The 23,756-nt window shown below is 38.3% G+C and carries 17 protein-coding genes; 14 read left to right on the top strand and 3 right to left on the bottom strand.

The genetic code is table 11. The features are described from left to right. Positions 1-550 precede the first annotated feature (550 nt). The 4 genes from U735_RS0108175 (at position 551) to U735_RS0108190 (ending at position 3,670) form a co-directional block, all read left to right on the top strand. Positions 551-919, top strand: coding sequence for a hypothetical protein (locus U735_RS0108175; RefSeq protein ID WP_031443352.1), 369 nt, complete (start codon positions 551-553; stop codon positions 917-919). A gap of 142 nt (positions 920-1,061) precedes the next feature. Then, entirely contained in the window at positions 1,062-1,697 is a 636-nt protein-coding gene (locus tag U735_RS0108180) for an MCP four helix bundle domain-containing protein (protein ID WP_031443353.1), read from the top strand. A 607-nt stretch (positions 1,698-2,304) separates the two neighbouring features. Further along, entirely contained in the window at positions 2,305-3,066 is a 762-nt protein-coding gene (locus tag U735_RS0108185; RefSeq protein WP_031443354.1) for a hypothetical protein, read from the top strand. A 58-nt stretch (positions 3,067-3,124) separates the two neighbouring features. Next, positions 3,125-3,670, top strand: a complete 546-nt coding sequence (locus U735_RS0108190; protein WP_031443355.1) for a hypothetical protein — start codon at positions 3,125-3,127, stop codon at positions 3,668-3,670. A 542-nt stretch (positions 3,671-4,212) separates the two neighbouring features. On the opposite strand, the gene U735_RS0108195 is transcribed toward U735_RS0108190, so the two are convergent. Beyond that, complete coding sequence (locus U735_RS0108195) at positions 4,213-4,803, bottom strand: RNA polymerase sigma factor (protein ID WP_031443356.1); 591 nt, start codon at positions 4,801-4,803, stop codon at positions 4,213-4,215. A 118-nt stretch (positions 4,804-4,921) separates the two neighbouring features. Here U735_RS0108195 and U735_RS0108200 point away from each other — a divergent pair, with 118 nt between their 5' ends. The 8 genes from U735_RS0108200 (at position 4,922) to U735_RS0108235 (ending at position 19,268) form a co-directional block, all read left to right on the top strand. Next, complete coding sequence (locus tag U735_RS0108200) at positions 4,922-6,082, top strand: FecR family protein (RefSeq protein WP_034248107.1); 1,161 nt, start codon at positions 4,922-4,924, stop codon at positions 6,080-6,082. Between the two features lie 172 nt (positions 6,083-6,254). Then, positions 6,255-9,614 (top strand): TonB-dependent receptor, encoded by a 3,360-nt coding sequence (locus U735_RS0108205; RefSeq protein ID WP_051891919.1) that lies wholly within the window; start codon positions 6,255-6,257, stop codon positions 9,612-9,614. A gap of 18 nt (positions 9,615-9,632) precedes the next feature. Beyond that, entirely contained in the window at positions 9,633-11,084 is a 1,452-nt protein-coding gene (locus U735_RS0108210) for a RagB/SusD family nutrient uptake outer membrane protein (protein WP_031443359.1), read from the top strand. A 99-nt stretch (positions 11,085-11,183) separates the two neighbouring features. Next, positions 11,184-12,809, top strand: coding sequence for an arylsulfatase (locus tag U735_RS0108215; RefSeq protein ID WP_051891920.1), 1,626 nt, complete (start codon positions 11,184-11,186; stop codon positions 12,807-12,809). A 7-nt stretch (positions 12,810-12,816) separates the two neighbouring features. After that, positions 12,817-14,502 carry an FAD-dependent oxidoreductase gene (locus U735_RS0108220; protein WP_031443361.1) on the top strand — a complete coding sequence of 562 codons (1,686 nt, stop codon included), beginning with the start codon at positions 12,817-12,819 and terminating at the stop codon, positions 14,500-14,502. 10 nt (positions 14,503-14,512) lie between these two features. Then, complete coding sequence (locus U735_RS0108225) at positions 14,513-16,093, top strand: sulfatase family protein (RefSeq protein ID WP_198036623.1); 1,581 nt, start codon at positions 14,513-14,515, stop codon at positions 16,091-16,093. 53 nt (positions 16,094-16,146) lie between these two features. Beyond that, complete coding sequence (locus tag U735_RS0108230; protein ID WP_031443363.1) at positions 16,147-17,811, top strand: FAD-dependent oxidoreductase; 1,665 nt, start codon at positions 16,147-16,149, stop codon at positions 17,809-17,811. 11 nt (positions 17,812-17,822) lie between these two features. Further along, positions 17,823-19,268 carry a carbon starvation CstA family protein gene (locus U735_RS0108235; RefSeq protein WP_031443364.1) on the top strand — a complete coding sequence of 482 codons (1,446 nt, stop codon included), beginning with the start codon at positions 17,823-17,825 and terminating at the stop codon, positions 19,266-19,268. Positions 19,269-19,592: 324 nt separating this feature from the next. Here the strand turns inward: U735_RS0108235 and U735_RS0108240 are convergent, their stop codons facing one another. Together U735_RS0108240 and U735_RS25255 are read right to left on the bottom strand one after the other, a co-directional pair. Then, positions 19,593-19,838 carry a hypothetical protein gene (locus U735_RS0108240; protein WP_031443365.1) on the bottom strand — a complete coding sequence of 82 codons (246 nt, stop codon included), beginning with the start codon at positions 19,836-19,838 and terminating at the stop codon, positions 19,593-19,595. 389 nt (positions 19,839-20,227) lie between these two features. Continuing rightward, positions 20,228-20,383, bottom strand: coding sequence for a transposase (locus U735_RS25255; protein WP_316933011.1), 156 nt, complete (start codon positions 20,381-20,383; stop codon positions 20,228-20,230). Between the two features lie 397 nt (positions 20,384-20,780). Here U735_RS25255 and U735_RS0108245 point away from each other — a divergent pair, with 397 nt between their 5' ends. Both U735_RS0108245 and U735_RS0108250 read left to right on the top strand, forming a co-directional pair. Further along, positions 20,781-21,095 (top strand): cupin domain-containing protein, encoded by a 315-nt coding sequence (locus tag U735_RS0108245; protein WP_051891922.1) that lies wholly within the window; start codon positions 20,781-20,783, stop codon positions 21,093-21,095. 110 nt (positions 21,096-21,205) lie between these two features. After that, a complete protein-coding gene (locus tag U735_RS0108250) occupies positions 21,206-23,572 on the top strand; it encodes a glycosyl hydrolase family 95 catalytic domain-containing protein (RefSeq protein WP_232233201.1) in 2,367 nt (788 codons plus the stop codon). Positions 23,573-23,756 lie beyond the last annotated feature (184 nt).

Consider the following 23,756-nt stretch of genomic DNA (forward strand, 5'->3'; position numbering starts at 1 on the left):
TTTTCACTCCACTGTTTTGGTTATTGGCCGTCAAATGGGAGTCTTAATTATTAGAAAAGCAATAGAAAAACGGTAACAAAAGTAGAGCTATCATGGAATAGGGGATAGTTCAATCAACATCCTTAATTATGAATAAAAATTTATAGAACCCAAAACCATTTAAGAAGGTAAATAATCCAAGCAAATAAAGTCAGATAATCTTTATACTACTAAATCAAATACTAGGTTGAGCCCAAATTTTTGGTAAGGACAAATCGAATCCTTGCCAATGGTTCAAATACTAACTGGGGAAAAATATCCCATTTGGGGAGAAATTCCCCAATTAAATTTTCAGACTCTATACTTTACGGATGTTATTACTCCTTGTATTTCAGGTGTTTAGCATATGGGTTAAAAATGCGCCTTGCCCATGGCATAACCTTTGCTCCAGACCCATAAATATGCTATAAGCGTTTCATGATATTCTTTAATAAAACAAAAGGATATTAATGAAATTCTGAAGCTCTTATAAAAAACGAAAAAATTGATTAAAAACCTTTAAAACACAGTTATGAAAAAATTATTTTTTGCAGTCTTATTCATGGTGGCAACCTTAGGCATTAATGCGCAAAGTGGCAGTCCCGAAGTTCTAAAAGAAGTAAAGGAGGGGGATATACTTAGGATTGGGCGTCCGGACGCTCCTAGTTTTAAGCATATAGATTTTCCAAGAGCGAACACTATTATTAAAAACGGGGGTATTGCCAACTATAAAAAAATGGAAGGAATTAAAGTGGTAGTTACGTCCATAAAGGAAAAAAAGGACGGTACCTTACAGGCTAAGATCAAAAGGACTGATGGTGGACGATTTTTTGGTCTCCATACCGTTGTATCTGCAGATTTAAGGGATGCACTTGAATCGGGAGAGCTTAGGGGAATTTAGTATTTAAATGGTTGGTTTAATCCGTCCAGTTCCGAGTTATTTTAGTGGCTCAAGTTAGTTAAGGACTGGACGGATTTTTTAATTCTAAGTGTACAACTTAAAATGCATTTATAATTCGATGTAAACCCTAATAAAACAAGAAATGTATAAAAAACTGACCTTAAAACAGCGTCTTAATACTGGTTTTATCTTGGCAATAGCATTTTTATTGGTGCTTACATCCAATGTATTAAACAGTAGAAACTTCTCTACTGCGGACCATACCGTGAATTCAGTTTTTGAAGATCGGGTGGTCGCCCTTGAGTACATCTATAGACTTAACAACCTTTTTCACCAGAAAGAGTTGGAGATGACCTCAGCAGAAGGGAATGCAGCCCATGATGCTAATGGTAGAAGTATTACGGAACTTCTGGAGAATTTTTCTAAAACTAAATTAACACCCAATGAAGCGGTCCATTTTGAACTGCTTAAGGAAAACTATAATGAATTACAATCCTTGGAAAATGGATGGTCTAAGACACAAGTATCTGCGGAAATGGGACCTTCAAAAGAATTCAGTGCACTATTTACAAAAATTAGCAACAATCTTGATAAACTTTCCAAAGTGCAGCTTTCTGAAGGGCGTCAGTTGACCTATTTATCCAATAAGGCATTAAGTATGAACCTATTACTTTCTAAACTTCAAGTTGCATTTTTAATTGTCATAGGTCTTCTGATGGTACTCATTATTTTTCACGGGGAAAAACCGTTTATAAGGATGATTGGTAAGGATGCTTAAAATATTCTGGCATCTTAGTACAGCGTAGAGTTCATTCTATATTAGTAAACTTATTTTGTGAGGTTGCTTTTTTAATACAGGAATAATAGATTCCCTTATTTAATGTGTTAAATGGCAATTGAAGTAAAATAAGTAGTGGAAAGAATACGGAAATAAGTAGTAAATTGATAAAGTTTAATTGTAACTGGCTGTACTTAGTCCCATCCATTGATTTCATTACAATATATATTTATTCTTTTTAAAGGTGTAGATAATAATATTATGAGGGCGTCTAAAAAGTATTTCAACCCCTCCATAATTTGCGTATTTGAGAATAGTTCTCCGATACCTACCCGAATAAAAAAGAGGCTGTCTTGACTTTTTAGACAGCCTCATTTATTTATAATATAAAAGCCAATTATCACCTCCTGCGATTATTAGGTAACTTTCAGAATAGGAGGATGCATAAATAAATTTGAATTAGTGTATAATCATATTTTAAACAGATAGACCACTAATAATTACGATGAAATGGCAGTTAATGCATTAAATAGGTGTTAACGGGAATTTTTGTGTATCTTGAAAAGCTTTAGATATTTATTTAAACCAACCAATATTAAACCAACCAATGTACAAACAAAAATTTTCTTTCATTCTCGTTTTTTTAATGGGGTTTCAGGTCTTTTCCCAAAACGAAACTGCCTTGGGCAAGAACATCGTAAAGGTCAACTTGGCGGGCCTAACTTTCGGAAACTATCAAATTGGTGCGGAACGGGTTTTGTTCAAACCTTTTTCCGTGGCTGTATGGTATAGCACCGTTCCCATGGGCAAAGCCCCTTCTATCTATTCCACCAAATATGTATTAAGCATTGATGCACTGGCTGATTTGGTAGAAGAATCCGAAGTGGAATATAATGCATTTACGGCAGAAGTAAGAGTGTATTTGGGCAAGGGGAATGCAAAAGGGATTTATTTCGCGCCATTTTATCAAACTTCAAAATACAATTTTAAGGATTTCCCTTTTAAATATGAATCCGATAGAGGTATAACAGATCAACTGCAGGACGGAAAAGGGGCTATTTATAGGGATAACTTTGGGCTTTTGCTGGGCATACAATTCAGCATAGGCAAACACTTTGTTGTAGATGCCTTTCTTGGTCCGCAGCTTGCATCGGCAACGGGTCATTTAACAGCATTAGCGCCAAACCTAATATCAAATGATGAGCAAAATTCCTTGGCGTCCAATCTTGATGAAGTTTTTCGGGGAGAAACGGATTTGATTTCTGAAATAGGTATGATTGTGACAAGTAGAACAGGAGCACATGTGGAAATGTATCCTGATAGTTGGATTGATTTCAGGGGCGGACTGAGCCTTGGTTTTAGGTTTTAATGTATGTCCTAGTCATAAATGGTAAAACCTTTAATTACAAAACATTAAACATATAAAAATGAAAACAAGAGTTAAAAATAATTTCAAGCATGGCATTTATATAGCGCTCATCTTTATTCTTTCAGCTTGCTCAAAGGAGGATATGCATAGTGGAGCTTACGCCACTAGATACAAAGTAATAGTTACTATGACCGGAGATTTACATGCATTCCATCAAACATTGGAAGTAAGAGGTACTGACTTTCAAGGAGATTATTCTGGAGGGGATTCTTCCCCAGATGTAATTTATGAAGCACTTAATCCTGAAAATGAATTTGATTTTAGCGATACGCATTTGGAGGGATATTATAATGAAGATTTAGGCAGTCAAGAGAAATTATTGCTATTTGGAGATCATAAACACACCTTTTACGTTTCATATAGCAATATCCCAAAGCAAGATATCGGTTCATACTCAATGACCATTAATATTTCGGTCTATAAAAGTGATGAAAACATTGTGGGGGATTCTACATACCCAGAGATAGAAAACGTAACCGAAACCTTTACCACATCTAGTGAAAACACCAAATTGGAATGGTTTTATAGCTATGAGGATGAATGAAATTCACTCTTGCAACCAGAACTATTAATGAGCACAGCAAAGTGGTTGACCGTAAATTTTCAATAAGTGTATCTAGAGACCAGTTTGTAGCCATTTTAGCCTCGTCCCGATACAGAGATATTAAAACCCCGTATTTATTGGGTAAAGTGTAAAATGAGGTACAAAAAGGTGCAGAAAGTATACGGAAATTAGCATTGGGTCAAAAATTCAGAATTGTATTTGAATGTTCTGAGACCGGTCTATTAATTTCCCTGACAACGCATTAGTTTTCTTTTGAATTCTATACATTATTATGATTTGAGCCGATTAAAATAATTAATCGGCTCATTTTTTAATGATTTTTGAGCCAATGACAACTTAAATTGGATATCGTTCAGGGGTGACGGGACAAAATTATATGGACATAGTTAAACCTTCAGGGTTAACGGTCAATTTTAAGATAGTGTAAGTAACATTATATGGCGAATAAGAAGCATAAAGTAACGGCCAATTTATTTCCACTAAGTAGCCGTGGGTTATTAGATATTATTTGGTTTAATATCTTAGACTACATTTTTGGTATTAACACCAAAAATAAGCATCAAAATAGTTTCATATTTTTTGCCTAATTTTTCCCTAAGGATTCCAAAGGCCTTGGTAATTTGAGCTTCAACTGTTTTTATGGAGACGTTTAGGTGTTCCGATATTTCAATGTTGGTGAGTCCCTCTTTTTTGCTTAAGATAAATATTCTCTGGCATTTGGGGGGGAGGTTTTTTATTTCAGTATTCACTATCGTAATCATGCTTTCAATAATATTCTCATCAGTTTCCTCTACGACTTCTCCCATTGTCTCTAAATATTTTTGTTGTAATAACATCATAGCCTTATTTTTTTGATAACTGTTTATAAATTCATTGTAAACAGATTTGTATAAAAAGCTTTGTATGGAGAATTGTTTTTTTAATTTTTTTCGCGATTTCCAGGTTTTTAAGAATACATTTTGCACTATGTCCTGGGCTTGGGCCGGATCATTTACTAAGGTTAGTGCATAGGCATTTAATCTTCTATGATAAGTGTCCAAAAGAAACATATACGCTTTCTCATTTCCGTTTATGAGGTTTTCAACCAGAGCTTCATTGTCGTTAAAATTCATAAAAAGGTGTTTATATGTCAATTTTGAGGCAATAATAATGTGAATATAAAAAAATATTTAATAAAAAAGTTAGGGTATAGTAATTCTGTCTTGTATTATACAAAAGAAGGGTTTTAAAATGATTTCCAAAGAAATAGAAAATCTTATTGTTAAATATATATCCCAAGCTGCAACTGCTGCGGATTTAGATGTTCTTAATAAGTGGATTAAAGATGATAGAAATCATGTAGCATTTAAGGACTTCGTTAAAACTCATTTTGCAATTACTTTGGCAATGAATGATTCAGATATAAATAAAATTAAGGAAGAGCTCCAAAAAGAAATAAATAGGGATAAGAAGGCGAATTATAACCGAAGATTTTTATCTGTAATGAAATATGCCGCTATAGCTATTTTTTTTATTGGCGTTGGAATCATTTGGCAGCAAGGTATTTTTGAAAATACCGAAGCGGATATTATTATACCAAGAACTGATGTTATCACACTTGAATTGGAAAATGGGGATATCGAAGTCATCACGGAAGCAGGAACCACTCAAGTTCAGAATTCCAATGGAAAGGTGGTTGGTGTTCGGCAAGGCAATAAACTTGTGTACGACCAGAGTGAAGAATTGAAATTGGTGTACAACACATTAACAGTACCAAATGGCAAACAATTTAATATTGTGCTTTCAGATGGTAGTAATGTGCACTTAAACTCAGGAAGTTCAATTAAATACCCGATCAATTTTATAAAAGGGCAAAAACGTGAAGTATTTTTAACAGGCGAAGCTTTTTTTGATGTTGTCCATGACAAAGAAAATGCTTTTGTGGTTAATGCTCAGGAATTGGCTATACATGTCCACGGGACAAAATTTAATGTCTCCAATTATCCGGAAGACAGGGATACTGAAGTGGTTTTGGTGGAGGGATCGGTTGGCCTTAAAGAATCCAATTTGGAAAACGGCGACAAGGATGAAGTTTATCTTAAGCCTGGCTATATGGGTGTCTACAACAGGTCCGACAATAATATTTACCAAGAGGAGGTGAACACCTCAATATATACTTCTTGGATGAACGGAAATTTAGTTTTTAGAAATATTTCTTTTGAAAATATTATACAAAAATTGCAGCGCCATTATAATGTTGTTATTATAAATAACAATGAAAAATTGGCTCACGAGACTTTCAATGCTACCATAGAAACTCAGCATGAGACCATTGAACAGGTGTTTAATTATTTTAACAAAGTCTATCAAATTGAATATAAAATAATAGAGAATAAAATCATAATCCACTAAACCAAAAACAGAATATGCCTATGAGAATAAATTGAGTAAGTAAATTCAATCACTTGACATATTATGATTTTATATAAAATCAAAAAAAATCGGAAAATGCTGTAACATTTCCCGATTTCGTAAAGTGATTACATCTTTTAGAAAGTATAACCACCAGTAAACATTCAAAATTATGAAAAAACCACCAAAGTCTGGGGTAATTATCCCATGGCGCTTAAAATTTGATTTAAAAATGAAGTTGTCACTTCTTTTTTTAATAACCGTCTCCTTTGTAATGCAGGCCAATTCGTCCTATTCCCAGAAAACCAAAATATCCTTGGATTTGGGAAACGCCACTATGGAGGAGGTCATTGATGAAATCGAGGCCAATACTGAATTCAAGTTTATTTTTAATACTAAGACGGTTGATTTAAATCGTAGAGTTTCTATTAGTGTTAGGAAAGCTACAATTAAAAGAGTTTTGGAGATACTCTTTACAAATAAAGATATTTTATATGCCATAGAGGATCGCAAAATTCTTTTAAAAAGGAAGGAGACCACAATTGGGGTTCTTAGTGCTCCATCTTCCAATGTTAATGTGAAAAGTATACAATTTCAGCTAAGTGGAAGTATAAGTGATAGTGAAGGACAGCCTTTACCAGGTGCAAGTATTGTTGAAAAAGGCACTTCTAATGGAACCCAATCCGATTTTGACGGGAATTATACTATGGAGGTAGCAAATGGGAACGCTGTACTAATAGTATCTTATATTGGTTATGCTACCAAGGAAATATCCCTTAATGGGCAGTCCGTACTCGATATAGTTTTGGAAGAGAGTGCTGCAGGTTTGGAAGAAGTTGTGGTTGTTGGCTACGGTACAATGAAAAAGGCCGATTTAACAGGCTCTGTATCCCAAGTGAAAACGGAAACCCTTGAGGCTGTCCCCGTATATAATATGGAGCAAGCTTTAAAAGTTGGCGCTGCAGGTGTTCGGGTATCCCAAAACTCCGGTACTCCGGGATCAAGGATCGAGGTTAGGATAAGAGGTGGCAATTCTATGATTGGGGATAACCAACCCTTATATGTTGTTGATGGTTTCCCTGTTACGGGAGGTATCGATTTTTTGAACCCATCTGATATTGAATCTGTAGATATTTTAAAGGATGCTTCGGCAACTGCTATTTATGGTTCAAGAGGAGCCAATGGGGTAGTAATTATTACTTCTAAACGAGGAGCGAAAGGACAGGATAGTAAAATCGAAATAAATAGTTTTTTTGGTAATCAGGAGGCAATCAACCGTTATGACTTACTGGATGCACAAGAATATGCCATAATTGCCAACGAATGGTTGAAAAATGAAGGTTTGGATCCCTTTTTTGACCCGAACACGGTTGTAAATCCAGGTACAGACTGGTGGGATGCTGTTTTTAGGGTAGCTCCAGTTACAAACAATACCATTACATTTTCTGGCAGTTCTGAAAAAGGAAGGTATTCTATTTCAGGTAATTACTATGATCAAGAAGGGATTATAGAAAATTCTGGTGTCGTTAGGGGATCAGTAAGATTGAACTTGGACCAGCAGTTAAAAAGCTGGTTAAAAATGGGTGTCAATCTTCAATTATCGAGGAATGAGCAGAATTTAGTTTCGGTGGACAATGGTAACCGTGGGAATTCTTTGCTTTCGGCTGCAGCCTCGGCCCCGCCAACTTTACCGATTTATGATGAGAACGGCTTGCCTACACAAATTGAACAGGCCTATAATTTCGGATCCGCAGATATGCGTAATCCAATCATATGGACGCTTAGAAAGAATCAGAATTTTGCCAATAGTGTTTTAGCGAATACAAATTTAGATATTGCTTTTACTCCTGAATTATCGTTTAAGACCTTGGTTGGCCTACAATATCAAGATGGAAGAAATGAAACGTTCATACCTATTATCTACGGTAATGATAGAGGCTCGGCCTCTGAAAGCAATTCCTATTCAAATTCATTCCTAACGGAGAACGTTCTTACCTATTCCAAGGTTTTTAATGAAAAACATAGTGTAAATGTTATAGGTGGAGCTACATACCAAACCAATATAAGTAGAAATTCTGGCATAAGTGTTAGTGGTTTTGCCAATAATGTTACGGAGAATTATGAATTGGCCGCTGCGGAATCAGTAGGAAATCCTTTCTCGGGATATACGGACTGGACCTTGGCCTCTTTCCTTTCTAGAGTAAATTATTCCTTTGATGGAAAATATTTGTTCACTGCTAGTATAAGGGCAGATGGTTCTTCAAGATTTGGCGATAACCATAAATGGGGATATTTTCCTTCTGGGGCCATAGCTTGGAGGATATCCGATGAACCTTTTCTTAAAGAAAGTGAAGTTGTCAATAATTTAAAATTACGTGCCAGTTATGGTATTACAGGAAATACGGCACTAAATCCATATCAATCCTTGGATAGGCTCGGTTCTGTTAAATATATATATGGAAATCAGACAGATGTCATTGGATTCGTGCCCAGTGGAATTTCAAATAGTGATCTGAAGTGGGAAACCACGGGTCAGTTGGATGTGGGTTTTGATTTAAATATCTTGAACGATAGGCTACGTTTTGTTTTCGATTATTACAAAAAGAATACTAAGGATTTGTTGGCATCTGTGCCACTTCCACCCTCAGTAGGTTTTGGATCTATACTTAGAAATTTAGGCGAGATACAGAATTCTGGTATTGAACTGAGTGTAGACGCCGACATACTCAGGGGAGATTTTAAATGGGATATATCAACTCAATTCTCAGCAAACAAAAATGAGGTAATGGAACTTGCAGGGGACAGCGATATTTTTGGAGCTGAACAGGGCGCAGTTTGGCCAAGTGCCAACATAGCTAGGGTAGGTGAACCTTTGGGAGCATTCTATGGTCTGCTAGAGGATGGTTTGGACGAGAATGGTTTTATAAAGTATCAGGATCTTAGTGGTCCGGACGGAGTACCGGATGGTGTGGTCAATGCTTTGGACCGGGTTATTCTGGGCAGTTACCACCCTGATTTTATATATGGTCTAACTTCGAACTTTAGTTATAAAGGTATAGAACTCAATATTTCTTTGGAAGGGGTACAAGGAAATGAATTGTTTAATGCCACCAATGGTACTCATCTAAATTCGTTTCAGAGAGGAAATAATCAATTCAGGGATATATTAGGCAATTACTGGACGGAGGAAAATCCCGATCCGAATGCAAAATATCCTAAAATAAGTAGTGCTACGCAGATAACTGTGTCCGATCGTTTCATTGAAGATGCCAGTTATTTAAGGATTCGCTCATTAAGGTTGGCATATAATTTACCGGTACAGCAAATTGGATTGACTGGTTTTGATATGGCCCAAATATATCTATCGGGAACAAACTTGTTCACGTTTACCAGTTATACTGGACTTGATCCCGAAGCAAATACTCGTGGTACCGACTCAAGCAATGTGGCAGATCGATTAAGGTTCGGACATGATCAAAGTAGCTATCCAAATGCAAAAATTTATGCCATTGGTTTAAAATTTAGATTTTAACTATTAATGTAAAAAATCATGAAAAATATATTTCTATTAATAATTACGACGATACTGTTTTCTGGCTGTGAAAAGGCACTAGAAGAAGTACCTAAAGATTTTGTTTCCAAGGCAAACTTTTATAAAAATGAGGAAGATGCCGAGGCCGCTATCGCCGGGGCCTATGCAGGTATGCAAAACGATTTTTTCGGGATAACCAATTATCTAATGACCGAACTACATGGTGATTATTTATTTGGTAGAGGCTCTCAGGCTCCTATTACCATATGGAATCAAATTTTGAACCAGCAGAATATAGGGAGGTGCGCTACCAATTGGTCCTCATTTTATACCACTATCAATCGAGCCAATGCTGTTTTGGATAATGTACCAAACATAGAAAACATTGATGCCAATACCCAAAAACAGATATTGGCGGAGGCTCATTTTCTTAGGGCATTATGTTATTTCGAATTGGTAAGAGGTTGGGGGGCAGTTCCACTTAAAACTGCTGAAAGTATTGACTTAAGTGCTGTTGAGGCGCCACGGGCACCAGAAAGTGAAGTTTATGATCTCATAGTCCAGGACTGTTTAATTGCAGAAAATGATTTGGGTGAAGTTGGTGGTGAAACAGGTCGTGCCTCGAAATGGGCGGCCAAAATGTTACTGGCCCATGTTTATCTTACCATAGAAAATTGGCCGGGAGCTGCAGAAAAAGCAAATGATGTAATTACTAACGGACCGTTTTCCCTAATAAATGTGACCGAGTCCGACGATTTTTACAAAATCTTTGCGGTTGACACTAGTACAGAAGATATAATGTCAATGCATCATTCCGAAACAAAAGGCTCCACTATTCCAAACTATTTACATAGAGCCGGCAATGTTCCTTATAACTACTCTTCAGGAGGGGTTTTTGCGTGGTTGCCGGATACGAATTCATTTATAGGCGATAGCTGGGACAATAATGACCTTAGGAAAAATTTTAACCTGTACACACAATATCAAAATGCAGATGGTGATTGGGTTCCACTTCCATCAACAACTCCTGTATTGTTTAAAAAGTTCATAACCAATACATCTGGGATAAGTTTGTACAGTGTGCCTATTTATAGATTTACTGAGGCTTATTTGTTTTATGCTGAAGCTTCCAGCATGGCAGATGGTAGTCCTTCAGCTTTGGCTTTGGAACGACTTAATATGATAAAGAGAAGGGCTTACGGGTATGATCCTACCGCTGTTTCCCCTGTAGATTATCCTTCTGGAATGAGTGGAAATGATTTCAGGGATGCCATAATTCAGGAGCGCGCTTATGAATTTATTACTGAAAGAAGAAGGTGGTTCGATTTGAAACGTACTGGTAAAGTTAAAGAAGCCTTTGCAGCGGCAGGAAAAACTATTATTGATGAGCGTCTTCTATACCCTATTCCTGAAGACGAAATCAACAACAATCCAGCAATTAGTCAGCAAGATCAGAATCCTGGTTATTAATTGCAGCTTATATCAAAGGACTATTACAGGCTTTTATCCAAGCCTGTAATATCCTTATGAGATTATAAATTGCCAAACTACTAATTACCAATTAAGATAATGACCAAAAACTCATTTATATTTGGGGCGCTGCACTGGCAGTACATTGTGCTTTTTGTTTTTGGGGCAACAATATTTTCCATTAACGGATATTCCCAAAATCTAAAAAGAAATCAACCCAATATAGTCTGTATTTTTCCTGACCAATTAAGGTCGGATTATATTGGAGTAGAGGGCAATAATATAGCCTATACGCCGAATATAGACCGAATTGCAAATGAAGGAGCTTTGTTTTCCAGAGCCTATAGTGCTTCGCCAACTTGTTTGCCAGCGAGGGCTGCTTTGATAACTGGAATGGGCCCTTGGAAGAATGGTTTATTATCGTATGCTCCAATTGCAACCAAATACAAGTATGAAATGCCCCAAATGTTAAGGGATGCAGGTTATTACACTTTTGCTACTGGGAAATTACATTTTAAACCTATAGGAAGTGGTGCCCTCATTGTGAAACCTGACGAATTGGATAATAGTAAATTCATGCATGGTTTTCATGAAATCAAATTATGCGAAGGTTGGGGTCATCCGCAGAACGCCTATAACATATGGTTTAAGGAAAATGCTCCAAATTTAGAAATAGATGGCACAGGTTTAGGGCCCACCGATCATCGTACGGGTATCTATCCGTATAGTGATGAATTACATCCAACGGCTTGGACCGCCAATCAAGCTATTGAATTCATTGATAGCCAGTCCAGCAAGGAACCATTTTTTCTTAAAATCGCATTTCATAGACCTCATCCGCCATTTGACCCACCCAAGAGATGGTTGGATTTCTATAAAGACAGGGAAATTCCAAAAGCTATTGTAGGGAATTGGTCGGAAGAGAAATATGGAGGATTTAATGAAATTCCCTCACCAAGCGAACAGTTAAATGCTCCTAGAGGTAATTTTGGCGATAGTATTGTTCGTGATTCAAGAGAAGGTTATTTGGCCGCTATTAGTTTTTTGGATGAACAGATAGGGCATGTCCTCGCCTCCCTAGAAAGAAATGGTGTATTGGAAAATACTTTGATAGTCATATCGTCCGATCACGGTGATATGATGGGGGATCATCATTTATGGCGTAAATCTTATCCTTATGAGGGTTCAGCTGGTGTACCGATGATTATTAGGTGGCCAGAGAGTTTGGGGATAAAGGCAAATCGTGGTCAGGTTATTAAAGAATTGGTGGAGCTAAGGGACATACTACCTACTTTCCTGGAAGTAGCTGGTGTTGACATACCGTCTGAAATGGACGGTATGAGTATGATGCCATTAATAAATGGCAAGAAAAAGGGGTGGCGTAAGGTATTGGACATGGAGCATGGTCAATGTTATTGGAAGGAAAATAGTTGGACCGCGTTAACGGATAACAGGTATAAGTATATCTATTATTCTGTTACAGGGGAAGAACAGTTATTTGACTTGGAAAAGGACTCTGGGGAGAAGAAAAATTTGGCTGGCATTTCGAGGTATAAAAATATTCTTGCTAAATGGAGACAAAGAATGGTGGATCATTTATCGGATCGTGGCGAGGACTGGGTTAAGGATGGAAAACTGGTTATTAGGGATGAAAATATAGTTTTTAGCCCAAATTATCCAAAGGAATATTATCCAAAAGAAATTAAAAACGAATCATTTAATTAACTAGAAAATGAAAAATATAATAAGCTTGTTAATGTTGCTCTTGACGGTTCAATTAACCAACGGTCAAACTAAGAAGTATGATATTGTAATATACGGTGGAACTTCCGCGGGTGTTTCGGCTGCCCTACAGAGCAGTAGAATGGGCAAATCCGTTGTGCTCATAGAGCCGACCAATCGAATAGGGGGACTCACCACTGGAGGCCTGGGCCAGACCGATATTGGTAACAAGCAGGCCATTGGGGGGATTTCCAGGGAGTTCTATGAGAACATCAAAAAATATTACGACGATCCGAAAAATTGGAAATGGGAAGAAAAATCGGAATATATGGATAGTGGACAGACCCGTACGGAGGAAGGGGAGGCTACCATGTGGACCTTTGAGCCCTCTGCTGCCCTTACGGTCTATAAGTCCATGATGGACAAGGAAAAAATTAAAATGGTCTACAACGAAAGGCTGAACAGGGAATCCGGGGTTAAGAAGGTAAATGGCAGAATAGAGTCGATTACCATGGAAAGTGGCAAGACCTACAAGGGAAAGGTTTTCCTGGACGCCACTTATGAGGGCGACCTAATGGCCTCGGCAGGGGTTTCCTATGCGGTGGGCCGGGAAAGCAACGAAGAGTATGGGGAAACCTTGAACGGGGTACAGGCCAATAGTATAAATAGAGCCTTGACTGGATTTGTTTCCAGAAATGCGTTCAACCACAACTTTATCCCAGGGGTAGATCCATACGTTGTAAAAGGGGACCCAACATCCGGACTCCTGCCAAATGTCAATGAAAAACCGGGACTCGAAGGGGAAGGCGATAAAAAAATACAGGCCTATTGTTTTAGGATGTGTCTTACGGATCACCCGGAAAATCGTATACCTTTTCAGAAACCGGCAAATTTTGACGAGGTGAATTATGAACTTCTTTTTCGTAATTACGAAGCCAGAAAGGGGCCCATAAGGGAGATGTACAGCTATGGCAATTCATTATTGCCCTGGATCAATTCCAGTATGCCCAATAGAAAAACGGATACGAACAACAAGTTCGGCTTTTCTACCGACTATATCGGCAGGAACTATGATTATCCTGAGGCCAGCTATGCGGAAAGGGAAAAGATCATCGAGGACCATAGGAACTACCAGATGGGACTTATGTGGACCCTGGCCAATCATCCAAGGATACCTGCCGAGGTCAGGGAGGAGGCATCCAGATGGGGTACTACCAAGGACGAATTTGAAAGGGCCGATGGTTGGCAGCAACAGCTTTATGTGCGTGAGGCAAGGAGGATGGTCAGCGATTATGTTATGACCCAGAAAAACTGCGAGGCATTAACAGTGGCCGAGGATGGCATTGGTCTGGCCGCCTACGGTATGGATTCCCATAATGTACAACGATATGTGGATGCCAATGGATATGTGCAGAATGAGGGCAATGTGGAGGCCCATGGTTTTAAGCCCTATCCCATTAGCTATGGAGCATTGGTACCCAAAAAGGAGGAATGCCAAAATCTTATCGTCCCTGTCTGTGTAAGTTCCACGCACATTGCCTTTGGATCCATCCGTATGGAGCCTGTATTTATGGTCTTGGGGCAATCTGCTGCAACTGCAGCAATACTGGCCATAGATGGAGATACTGCGGTCCAGGATGTGCCTTATTCCAAATTAAAGGTGCAGCTCCTTAAAGATGGTCAAAGAATAAAATAAGGGTAGGGAAATGAATTTAAATAATTCGATTATTTCAGCAACGATGAAGCTTAATCTGATAAGGCCAGATAGTATTAGGTACCATGTTTGTAGAAGGATTTTCACCACTGGTTGTTTGGCGATATTGTACCTATTGGTCGCGTCGTGTAGGGAAAAGGAAGTGGAAACCCAAGATACCTATCCCAACGTTGTTATCATTATGGCTGATGATCTGGGCTATGGTGATCTTCAATCGTACAATAAAAATTCCTTGATTCCTACACCTAATTTGGATAAACTGGCTTCAGAAGGTATCCGATTTACGGATGCCTATTGTCCAGTTTCAGTTTGTTCCCCTTCTAGATTTGCCCTAATGACGGGAACATACCCTTTCAGAAGTTGGAAGAAATCAGGGGTAATGGCTAATTATGAACCATCTTTGATACAACCTGGCCAATTGACATTAATGCAAATGCTTCAACAAAAGGGATATACAACCGCAGGTTTTGGTAAATGGCATCTCGGTACTACCTTTCCTACATTGGACGGAAAAAAGCCTGCTGGTTACGGAAAATTTAAAGCTGAAAATAATGGGGCCAATATAGATTTGGGCAAGCCCGTAAGTGATGGTCCTATGGACCATGGGTTTGAAAAATGGCTTGGATTTAGTTGTGCCAGTGAATGTTGGGTGTTGGAGGGTAAAAAAGTTATGGGAATACTTCAGCACGATTACTATAATGTGGATTCCGCGCAAAACAAGGAGCACCTAAAAACAATCCCTCGGGACGAATATCTTTCGCTCATTACCGATAAAAGCACTCAATTTATGCAAGAGCATGTTGCCGAGCATAGGAACAAGCCATTTTTTTTGTATTACTCTCCCTATGTACCTCATATTCCTTTAGCAGCAAGTAAAGATTTCATTGGATCTACAGATGCAGGCTTATATGGAGACTATGTTCACGAGTTGGATTTTTATATTGGCAAACTCCTGAAAACCTTGGATAGCCTAAAGTTGGCCGAAAATACCATAGTTCTCTTTGCAAGTGATAATGGGTCCACTTTTACGGAAACTAGTAGAGATGCTGATTTTTCGAAGGTTAGCAACAGTTTGGGTGAGATGGATATTGAAATAAATAATTCTTTGGTACATAATCCCAATGGGGAATTACGTGGAACTAAACAAACTGCTTGGGAGGGGGGAGTGAGAACCCCGTTTATTGCAAGATGGCCTGGGCACTTTCCCCAAGGTGCCGTTTCAAAACAATTTTTTGCTTTAAGTGATATTATGGCAACTTTAGCTTCAGTGGTAAATAATAATTTACCTGATAATCAGGCAGTTGATAGTTATAATTTACTACCCGTTCTTATGGGTAATGAAGTAGATGTTAGGCCTTCAGTAGTTATCCAATCTGGAAGAGGGGATAAAGGCCTGCGCATGGGTAAATGGAAATATATTGAGCCCAGTAATGCAAACAATGGAACAGGGGAATTATATGATCTGGAAAAGGATATTTCAGAAGGGGAAAATCTTATTGGGAATTTGCCGGAAAAGGCACAAGAATTGAAAATTGAACTTGATAAAATTGTCGATGGTAAATCGTCAAAATAAATAGTTAGAGTTAAAGTATAGGGATAAATAATTCATTCATTAAAAATTAATCTATGAGACAAAAATTAAGTTACCTCGGTTATTTGATACTGGTCATGCTAGTATCAAGTCTATCATTTAGTTGCGGAAATAGTGATAAACCAGTAAATAATAACGAAGCCGATATCATTATTTACGGAGGCACCTCGGCGGCCATTTCGGCAGCAGTGGAAGCCAAGCGTTCTGGAAAATCGGTCATTGTGGTGTCCCCGGATATTCATTTGGGAGGCTTGTCATCAGGAGGCTTGGGCTATACGGATACTGGTGATAAAAGTGTCATTGGGGGTCTGGCCAGGGAATTTTATCATAGGGTATGGCAACATTACAACACTAATGAAGCATGGAACTGGCAGAAAAAAGAGGAATATGGGAACCAAGGTCAAGGAACCCCTGCCATGGACGGTGAGAACAGGACAATGTGGATTTTTGAGCCCCATGTGGCTGAAAAGGTCTTTGAGGATATGGTGGCAGAAGATCAGATTCGAGTAGATAGAAATGAATGGTTAGATAGGGAAAAAGGGGTTCAGATGAAGGATGGTAACATAGTTTCTATTACCACCTTGTCCGGTAAAAAGTACTCTGGGAAAATGTTCTTGGACACTACTTATGAAGGAGACCTTATGGCCGCGGCAGGCGTAAGTTATCACGTGGGCCGTGAAGGTAAGGAGGTATATGGGGAGGAGTGGAACGGGGTTCAAACTGGTGTATTGCATCACAAACACTGGTTCGAGGCAGATATATCTCCATATATGGTGCCTGGGGATCCTACCAGTGGCCTTCTTCCTAAGGTTTCAGGAGAACACCCAGGGGAAAAGTACAGTGGAGACGATAAAATCCAGGCATATTGTTTCCGTATGTGTATGACAAATCATCCTGAAAATAGGATTCCCTTTCCAAAGCCTGAAGGTTACGATCCAATACAGTATGAACTATTGGCGCGAGTTTTTGAACATGGTTGGAAAGATTGGTTTGTGAAATTTGATCCAATACCGAACCATAAAACGGATACCAATAATCACGGTCCATTTAGCAGTGATAATATAGGTATGAACTACGATTATCCAGAGGCAAACTACGAAAGAAGGAAGGAAATAATAAAGGAGCATGAAAATTACCAAAAAGGCTTACTTTGGTTTGTGGCCAATGACCCCAGGGTACCTGAGGATATACAGACTGAAATGCAGACATGGGGATTGTCCAAGGATGAATTTAAGGACAATGGCAATTGGCCACACCAGATCTATGTTAGGGAAGCAAGACGGATGATTGGTGATTTCGTGATGACGGAAAATGAACTGTTGAAAAAAAGCCCGACACCTAAACCCATAGGTATGGGTTCTTATACAATGGATTCGCATAATGTACAGCGCTATATTAAGCCTGATGGTTTTGTCCAAAACGAAGGGGATATAGGGGTGAGTACCAATGGGCCTTATACAATCTCCTACGGTTCATTGGTCCCGAAGAAGGAAGATTGTAAAAACCTTCTGGTGCCGGTTTGTTTATCGTCTAGCCATATCGCCTTTGGTTCTATCCGTATGGAGCCGGTGTTCATGATTTTGGGACAATCGGCCGCTGCGGCCGCAGTGCTGGCAATAAATGAAAGCACAGTAGTTCAAGATGTGGATTATAATAAATTAAAAGGAGTTCTGGTTGGTAAAGGTCAGATAGTAGAGTAAATAAATCGTATATGATCTCATTTATAGTTTCCATATTTGTTTTAATCTTAGGCTATTTCACTTACGGAAAATTCGTGGAGAAAATATTCGGAGTGGAGAAAGATCGTCCCACTCCGGCCATAAGATTACAGGACGATGTGGATTTTATGCCCTTGCCGGCGTGGCGTATTTTTCTCATCCAGTTTCTGAACATTGCAGGTCTTGGCCCAATTTTCGGAGCAATAGCTGGTGCCATGTTCGGACCTGCCGCATTTCTTTGGATCGTGCTGGGAAGCATATTTGCAGGGGCTGTACACGACTATTTTTCAGGCATGCTTTCTGTGCGCCACGACGGACTTAGTATTAGTGAGGTAGTAGGCATTTACCTTGGTCCAAAGATGAAGCATTTTATGCGCTACTTCACCATAATACTTTTGATTTTTGTAGGCACGGTATTCTTGATGGGACCGGCCAAGATCATTGATGGTATGACGGGGAATATGTGGAACCTTTGGGTATGGGTGGGCATTATTTTGGTATATTATATTCTTTCTACGCTTTTGCCCATAGATAAAATGATAAGCAAGCTCTATCCCGTTTTTGGTATGGCCATGCTTTTGATGGCGATTGGGCTACTTTTTGCACTATTATTTGGGGACTACCATATCCCGGAAATTGTACCGGCCAATTTAAGGAATATGACCACCAGTCCAACTGAAACACCATTATTCCCAATACTGTTCGTAACCATTGCATGCGGAGCCATATCAGGATTCCATGCCACGCAATCCCCTTTAATGGCGCGTTGTATGAAAAATGAAACATTGGGAAGAAAGATTTTTTACGGTACTATGATAACCGAAGGTATTGTAGCCATGATCTGGGCTGCAGCGGCAATGACCTTTTTTGGCAATGTAGAATTACTAAATGGTGCTATGTTGGCCAATAACAATAATGCTGCTTGGGCTGCCAATGAAATATCGCTAAACATGTTGGGCAGCATAGGAGGGGTTTTGGCCTTGTTGGGTATCGTAGCCGCACCTATTACTTCTGGAGATACGGCTTTTAGGTCGGCCAGATTGATTCTAGCAGACGTATTTAAAACGGATCAAAAGAAGATCAAAAATAGGCTTTACCTGAGCTTACCGTTGTTTGTGATCGCCTTTGCGCTTACCCAGATCGATTTTGGCATAATATGGCGCTATTTTGCATGGAGCAACCAGACCTTGGCTACTGTTGTACTATGGACAATTACAGCCTATCTTATGTTTAATAATAAGGTCTATTGGGTAACCCTTTTACCTGCGATTTTTATGACCATGGTCTGTAGCACCTACATCTTAATTGCTCCCGAAGGATTTAAATTGGCCAATAATCTGGCATATTTAGGGGGAGCATCCATTACGCTGTGTGTTACAATTCTGTTTTGGATGTACACAGTTAAAAGACAAAAAATAGTAGAGGGCCTTGTTCCTTAGTATAACAATTTGAGTTGAGTTAGTTTAGTTGCAAAAGGAACAATGGGAAACTATTGTTCCTTTTTTTTGTTTGTTGAAGACAAAATTTTGTATCCATGATTAGGAGTTTAGACTTAAAATGGAATGCAAAACGGGGCGATAGTAATGGAAAATTAGCAATATTTAATGAAATATAATTACGACAGACGGTCCTTATACCCCTCTTTTCGTTACGCAATCAGAAATAACATACAATAGCATTTCGTAATTTCATTCAAGTTTTTCCCTTAGAATATAAATGTCTGGGTTATTTGATTTTCAACAGTCTGTAAAACCATTACTTACCTAAAAACGATAGGTATAAACCGCCTTCATCGCCGCCCCCTGTTGTGTTGTAAAAAGCCTTCTATTCAATGTTGGGTTGTTTAGCCAGTTGTGGTTGTACACAAAAAAAATGTCTGTACCAGGGGTAATTATCCATCTAAAACGGGTATTGGTCCCAAGAATGTCGCTTATATCATCAAATTGAATGTTGGACGAAAGTGAAAATAGGCCGTTCCTTTGTTCCGTAAACCTACATAGTACCGACAAATAGTAGTGCCTAATTCAGGACTGTTGAACATTGCCTGCAAAGGCTTTTGTTTGGTCGGTCTTCTTCCGTGATGGAGATGGCATAGTCGTAAAGAATTATTGAAGCCTTGGAGATAATTTAGGCCATGGCATCGGTCCTCAAAATCCCAAGATTTTAGGGACCACATAGTGAAGAAGGATCTTTTTTCCCGCTTGCCGGCGAGGTAGGTTTGTTTAGCTCATGGCTGGTTATTTTCGTAATTAAAAAAACAATTATAACCACTTGAGTAAAATGAAAGAATAATTTGAAATTAAGCATTACTCCATTCCACCTGATAAACAAAGCTGAGGGTTTAGAAATATCACAAATAATATTAATACCAATTTTTGTGTTTATGCAATAATTGCGGTTAAGCTGTAAAGGAAAACTCCACTTTCTTCACCCCTCTGAACTGGGCCCTAAAAGCTTTTATTTTTGCGTTGAAGGATTCTGCCCATACATTTGTACTCCTGATTATAAAATAGTTCAGGATCGACCTATAATTGAGCGATATCGTATTTGCAATAGTATTGAAGGCCCTAAAGCCTTTGTTCTATACGTCTTTGTACCTATGCACCAGTTTTGTGTACGCCACTATTGCTTAATATGCGTCTATTGTGAAGGAAGTTCTAGTAAGGGTCTATAGTTTATTATATAAAAGTGCGTGGAGAATCTATAAACCCTATTCGGCAGGAAAATTTCTAAATGTATTTTTTATTAATTTCATATAATATGAACAAATGCGAGTGTTCGAAATGTTTTGCTCTAAATAATACTTAAAAATGTAAAAATAAGCGATTATTAGCAAAAAAAGTATTAGTATTTAAAATAATTAGTGTGGACAATAGCTAATTAAAAATTTAATTTTGCTGAGAAATAAATAGTTTTCAATTTCTTTTTTAAAGATTTTAAAAATAACGGGTATGATTTTCAATAATTTACTTTCTTCTTCATTAGAAAATTCAAAGGATAAAGAAGTTATTCTAAGTAAAGTAGAATTCCCTCCAAACACAATATTACCCAAACATTGGCATCCTGGCGAAGAATTTGTACATGTGCTTGAAGGATCACTGTGTCTTTGGCAGGAAGGTCAAAAGGAAACTAAGTATTCGAAAGGTGATACATTTATTGTTCCGTATCGAAAAATCCATTCGCCTTACACAGAGAAAAATGGCGCCAAAGTATTGATATTCAGAGTTCATGAAAAGGGTATTGAAGAACGTTACCTAGTAGAGTAGAAACTATAATATAAGCTAGCTGATTCTATAAATTTATCAGCATCTAAATATATTATAATGAAACAATTTAATCGCCAATATGAGGAATTCAAATATTTATCTTAATTACCTTGTTTTTCAAAATCTCAGGCTATTCACAGTCCAGTCACCTCCTCTGGTACGATGAGCCAGCGCAATATTTTGAAGAAAGCTTGGTTCTTGGGAACGGCAAAATGGGAGCATCTGTTTTTGGAGGGATTTCTTCTGATAAGATATATTTAAATGACGCCACTTTTTGGTCAGGAGAGCCTGTACAGACCATGATGAGCCCTAAGGCTTATAAAAATATTCCCGAAATTAGGGAAGCCTTAAATAACGAAGATTATGAATTAGCCAACGAGGTCTATAAAAAAGTACAAGGCTCTTTTTCTCAGTCTTACGCCCCCATCGGAACCATGTTCGTTAATTTCAAACATTCTAAAAATGCACAAAATTATAGACGGTCCTTAGATCTCAGCAACGCGACCGCTACAACCAAATATAGCGTAGGGAATTCAGATTACGAACGAGAATACTTTGTTTCAAACCCAGATAAGGTTATGGTAATGCATTACACCAGTTCTGAGGATTCGTCTTTAAACTTTAAGATTGAGTTTAAAAGTGAAATGAAATATCAAATTTCAAACGATGGCAAAACCCTTGTTATTAACGGGTATGCACCCTATCATGCAGAACCTATTTACAATGATGTTCCAGATCCCGTGTTATTCGACGAAACTAGGGGAACACGGTTTACAGTGCGTATTCAGATTACTGAAACTGATGGCACCGTAAAAATCAGTAAAAATGTCCTGTCACTTTCAAAAGGTAGTAAGGCAACTGTGCTAATGAGTATTGAAACGAGTTTTAACGGATTTGATAAAAACCCAGCCACAGAAGGAAAGGACAATGCCAGTTTGGCTGCCAGCCAATTACAACAAGCATCAAATAAAAATTATGAAGTTCTAAAAAATGCGCATATAGCGGACTATCAATCTTTTTTTAATAGATTAAGCTTAACGCTTGGCGAAACCATGGCCCCAGACATAACTACTGATGAACGTCTAATCAGATATGCCGGGGGTGCCGAGGATAAAAATTTAGAAGTGCTTTATTTTCAATTTGGAAGGTACCTATTAATCTCCAGCTCTAGGACCAAGGAAGTACCCGCAAATTTGCAGGGTATTTGGAACCAACATGTAAGACCACCTTGGAGCAGTAATTATACGATTAATATAAATACACAAGAAAATTATTGGTTGGCAGAAAGTGGTAACCTTTCCGAAATGCACATGCCCCTTATGGGCTTTATTAAAAACCTGGCGCAAACCGGTGCTATTACAGCAAAGACATTTTACGGTGTAAACGGATGGACCGCCAGTCACAATACTGATATTTGGGCAATGACCAATCCAGTTGGAGGTTTTGGTAAAGGAGACCCAGTATGGGCCAACTGGAATATGGCAGGTGCTTGGTTAAGCACCCACCTTTGGGAACATTATATCTATACTATGGATGAGGAGTTTCTAAGGGAAAAGGGTTACCCTCTAATGAAAGATGCGGCAAAATTTTGTTTAGAATGGATGGTGCAAGACAAGGATGGTTATTATATTACCTCTCCCTCCACTTCGCCAGAAAACCTGTTTAAAAAACCGGACGGCTATATTGGTGCTACTTTTTACGGCGCTACCTCAGACCTAGCAATTATTAAGGAATTATTCGACCAAACCATTAAGGCTACAGAGGTGTTAGATGTGGACCCAGAATTTAAGGAACGTCTCAATTCTGTAAGAGCAAAGCTATATCCATATAAAATTGGTAAAGACGGGAGTTTACAAGAGTGGTATTACGACTGGGAAGATGCAGATCCAAAGCACCGACATCAATCACATCTAATTGGTCTGCATCCTGGCCACCACATCAATCCTCAGAAAACACCAGAGCTTGCCAGAGCAGTTGAAAAAGCACTTGAAATTAAGGGAGATGATACAACAGGTTGGTCAAAAGGTTGGCGAATTAACCTGTGGACTCGTTTATGGAATGGCAATAGGGCTTATAAAATGTATCGAGAATTACTGAAACCTGTTAAACCAAGTGGCCTCACCTTCAAATATGACGGTGGCGGAGGAACGTATCCTAACCTTTTAGATGCACATCCGCCATTTCAAATAGATGGTAATTTTGGTGGCGCAGCGGCTGTCATAGAGATGCTGATACAATCGGGTGAGCAAGAAATAAGATTGTTGCCCGCATTACCAGATGAATGGGACCACGGCACAGTGAAGGGCATTCGCGCAAGGGGTGGCTATGAAATCGATATGGAATGGGCGAATAACCGACCGATAAATCTAACTATACGTTCACAAGAGGAAAATACAGTGAAATTGATTTTCGGTGCAACAGAAAAAGAATTCCACTTGAATAAGGGTACAAACTCAGTCCTCTTTTTCTTTTTTTAAAAAATATCATTCATAGCAATGTGAATGGTAAAGTGTAATAATTCATTCAAATTTGAAGAGAATATACTCTTTTTTATAAAAAAGAGTATTATATATGTTAATAACATTATCAACATGGAATGGTGCTTAGATTTATAAATTAATGCAAATAAACGATCGTTCAAACCTAAAATGAGGGTTAATA

Source organism: Arenibacter algicola, assembly GCF_000733925.1.
GTDB classification, from domain to species: Bacteria; Bacteroidota; Bacteroidia; order Flavobacteriales; family Flavobacteriaceae; genus Arenibacter; species Arenibacter algicola.